Raw genomic sequence first — 3,081 nt, 5'->3', positions numbered from 1 at the left:
CGAACTCAACGATTGCCGAACCGAAAACTTCGGAGCAAACGCGAGTCAGAGCTGCGGTCAGAGTGGTCTTACCGTGGTCAACGTGGCCGATGGTGCCGACGTTAACGTGGGGAAGGGAACGATCAAACTTTTCCTTAGCCATCGATACAATCCTCCGCAGAAGAAAAATGGTCACTACACTGATAAAACAAAGGCAGATATTTTCATATCTGCCTTGTTTAAATGGAGCTCTTGAGCGGACTTGAACCGCTGACCTCACCCTTACCAAGGGTGTGCTCTACCAACTGAGCTACAAGAGCGCAACTCTTTGTGCAACAACAGCAAACTTGGAGCGGGTAGCGGGAATCGAACCCGCATCATCAGCTTGGAAGGCTGAGGTTCTACCACTAAACTATACCCGCGAGCTTGCAGCTCTCGCTAAAACTGGTGGAGGGAGAAGGATTCGAACCTTCGAAGCTCTCGCAACGGATTTACAGTCCGTCCCCTTTGGCCGCTCGGGAATCCCTCCAGATGTGGCCGGCATTTTATTTGGCTGCCGCACCATCGTCAAGCATTTTTTTCAATTAAATCTGAAAGTTAGCTGCTTTGACGACACTTGCAGTTGAACCGTATGAGCGGTGTTCCCTGCGAAGCGGGCGCCATTCTATCAATCTATTCAGCAGTTGCAATACCTTGGCAGAAAATAATTTTGTGCTTCAACTCTTTGAAATCACTGGAAAGAGTGGCCAGCACGTTGCCATCCAGCAACCGCTCGCTCTCAGCCCCAATCTTGAGCCAGAACCCTTCCGCGCCAGGTAGTAGCCCCTGGACTTGACGGGCACTGATATCAAGACTCAGCAGGCGTTGGCGCAGAGCGTCGACATCATCCTGACTTCGCAATCCACCCACCACCAAGCATTCGTCCTGTCGTCGAGCAGGTGCTTGAGCTGCTGTCTCGCGCAGCAGCCGAATCTCCTGCTGGCTTCCCTTGTACAGCGAGAGCGGAGCTATTTCCTTGATACGCAATGGCGCCTCCTGCTGGTGCCACACGTAGTAGACGACATTGAGCACCAGCAACAACAGGAACAACCAACGCATAGGCACCTCAATTCAAGGGGCAGGCCATCGCAAGGCCGACAAAGACCAAGTCGGGAACAACCCGCGCTCCAGGTGCCGAAACTTCCACGAGAGGCGCATCCCCACCGGTGAGGAATATGCTGAATTCGTCACCCCACAAGGCGCGAGCCTGATCAATCTGCGTGCGAGCGAAGCCCTGCAACATCAACACGCATCCGCGCTCTACCGCTTCGACCGTCGAGCGGCCGGGGAGCAGACTGGTCAATGCGCGCTCGGCTGAGGCATCATCGTAGCGAATTCGGCGCGTATGGGTACGTAGCTGGCTGCGCATCAAAGGCATACCCGGACAGATGTACCCGCCTAGATGCTGTCCATCGGCCGCCACGAAATCGGCTTTGGCAGCTGTACCAAAATCCATTACCAAGCAGGCGCCCTTGGCCAGATGAAAAGCACCCACAGCAGCAAGCCAACGGTCCATTCCCAAGCGCTGATGATCTGTGTAGCCATTGCGCACGCCCGCCATTTCAGTGGCCGGACGCGCAGCCTGAACGATCACACCGAAATCACGAGTGATCGCCCTCATCAGCGCATCGGTTTCCTCTTCACTGCGCACGCTGACCATTCTGGCCCCACGAAAATGCACATTAGGCAGTTTTGCTACCTGCGCGATCAAGGCCTGGTCCGAGTCAACGATACCGCCACCCACAATAATGGCGTCATCAGCATGGATCACCCGCCATTTGATAAAGCTGTTACCACAGTCGAGCTCAAGAATCATTCCGCAACCTCAACCCAAGCTCTCCGCCGCTGAAGCTCTTCTCGACGCCGTTGACGTTCATACGCAGACCACCCTGCCCGTCCACACCCAAAACGACACCATCCACCGCATGATTGCCGGCTATCAGCGAGACGCTTCGGCCCTGCCATACATGCGCCTGCTCCCATTCATGCTGGAATCCGAGGAAGCCCTCGCGATGATGACGTGCAAGCACATGCTGTAAATTTCCGTTGAGCCGAGCAACCAGCTGGTTGCGGTCGATAAGTTCGCCCGTCTCACGCCGTATCGAAGTCCATTGCTGATCAACCTGGTTGTTATTCTGCATGTTCACGTTAATACCAATCCCCAGTACCACATGGCAGACATCTGCAGGATCGCCGACCAGCTCGAGCAGAATGCCAGAGATCTTCCGGGGACCGACTAACACGTCATTCGGCCATTTGAGCCCCGCCTCCGCCACCCCAAATTCCTGCAGAGTGCGCATCACGGCAAGTCCGACCACCAGACTTAGACCTTCAAGCTGACGCATGCCGCCTTCGACGCGTATCACCAGGCTGTAGTAAAGGTTTTCAGCGAACGGACTGACCCACTGCCTGCCACGTCGACCACGGCCGGCTTTCTGGCGCTCGGCAATAACGACAAAAGGCGCGGCCTGACCCTGTGCTACACAGCGCAACGCCTCGGCATTGGTGGAGTCGATGATGTCGTGAACCTGAACTGGCCATGCCTCACTTTCGGCGTAGGCCGCAATCGCCGTTGAGTCGAGAAGGCTCAGCGGCGTTGCCAGCTGGTAACCGCGTCCACGCACCTTGTGGATAACCAAATCCAGCTCGGCCTCCAAGTGCTGAAGCTGCTTCCAAACCGCACTGCGGCTTACCCCCATGGATTGCCCTAAAGCCTGGCCGGAATGAAACCGCCCATCCTTAAGGAGATTCAACAACTTCAGCATGCCAGTCTCGACTTGTAATAAGGCAGGCATGATAGCCACGGGTTGCTGGATTGCATAGGGAAAGGGCCGAGCCCAGCCAACACACTCCAGACATGGTAGCTATGAGGCACCGACTTGTGAGGGCAGCGCTGATATTGAAAACACGAAAAAGACAAAACCCCTACCTGCTCACGCAGATAGGGGTTTTGCGAAATGAATCTTGACGATGACCTACTCTCACATGGGGAAACCCCACACTACCATCGGCGATGCATCGTTTCACTGCTGAGTTCGGGATGGGATCAGGTGGTTCCAATGC

4 protein-coding genes, 3 tRNA genes and 1 rRNA gene are annotated in these 3,081 nt (G+C 55.3%); all 8 read right to left on the bottom strand.

What is annotated here, in order from left to right; all coding sequences use genetic code 11:
* Positions 1-142: GTP-binding protein (locus tag Q6A47_RS22865; protein ID WP_304485466.1), on the bottom strand; the 142-nt coding region annotated here is incomplete at its 3' end.
* 81 nt (positions 143-223) lie between these two features.
* Positions 224-299 (bottom strand) — tRNA-Thr (locus tag Q6A47_RS22860).
* Positions 300-327: 28 nt separating this feature from the next.
* Positions 328-401: transfer RNA gene (locus Q6A47_RS22855), tRNA-Gly, on the bottom strand.
* Positions 402-424: 23 nt separating this feature from the next.
* Positions 425-508, bottom strand: a tRNA-Tyr gene (locus tag Q6A47_RS22850).
* A 143-nt stretch (positions 509-651) separates the two neighbouring features.
* Entirely contained in the window at positions 652-1,077 is a 426-nt protein-coding gene (locus tag Q6A47_RS22845) for a hypothetical protein (RefSeq protein WP_029613949.1), read from the bottom strand.
* Between the two features lie 7 nt (positions 1,078-1,084).
* Positions 1,085-1,834: a pantothenate kinase gene (locus Q6A47_RS22840; RefSeq protein WP_304485465.1), complete on the bottom strand. Its 750-nt coding sequence runs from the start codon at positions 1,832-1,834 to the stop codon at positions 1,085-1,087.
* Positions 1,824-2,783, bottom strand: a complete 960-nt coding sequence (birA, locus tag Q6A47_RS22835; RefSeq protein WP_029613947.1) for a bifunctional biotin--[acetyl-CoA-carboxylase] ligase/biotin operon repressor BirA — start codon at positions 2,781-2,783, stop codon at positions 1,824-1,826. Before birA ends, Q6A47_RS22840 begins: the two co-directional genes overlap by 11 nt.
* A gap of 197 nt (positions 2,784-2,980) precedes the next feature.
* Positions 2,981-3,081 (bottom strand): 5S ribosomal RNA (gene rrf, locus Q6A47_RS22830); the annotation flags it as partial.

It is taken from the genome of Pseudomonas boreofloridensis (genome assembly GCF_030580795.1).
GTDB classification, from domain to species: Bacteria; Pseudomonadota; Gammaproteobacteria; order Pseudomonadales; family Pseudomonadaceae; genus Aquipseudomonas; species Aquipseudomonas boreofloridensis.
This window is presented reverse-complemented; position numbering and strand designations above follow the sequence as displayed.

Bases quoted from the DNA above. Each gene is read 5' to 3' on its own strand.
- Q6A47_RS22845 (WP_029613949.1), bottom strand. From the start codon at position 1,077: ATGCGTTGGTTGTTCCTGTTGTTGCTGGTGCTCAATGTCGTCTACTAC.
- birA (WP_029613947.1), bottom strand. From the start codon at position 2,783: ATGCTGAAGTTGTTGAATCTCCTTAAGGATGGGCGGTTTCATTCCGGC.
- Q6A47_RS22840 (WP_304485465.1), bottom strand. From the start codon at position 1,834: ATGATTCTTGAGCTCGACTGTGGTAACAGCTTTATCAAATGGCGGGTG.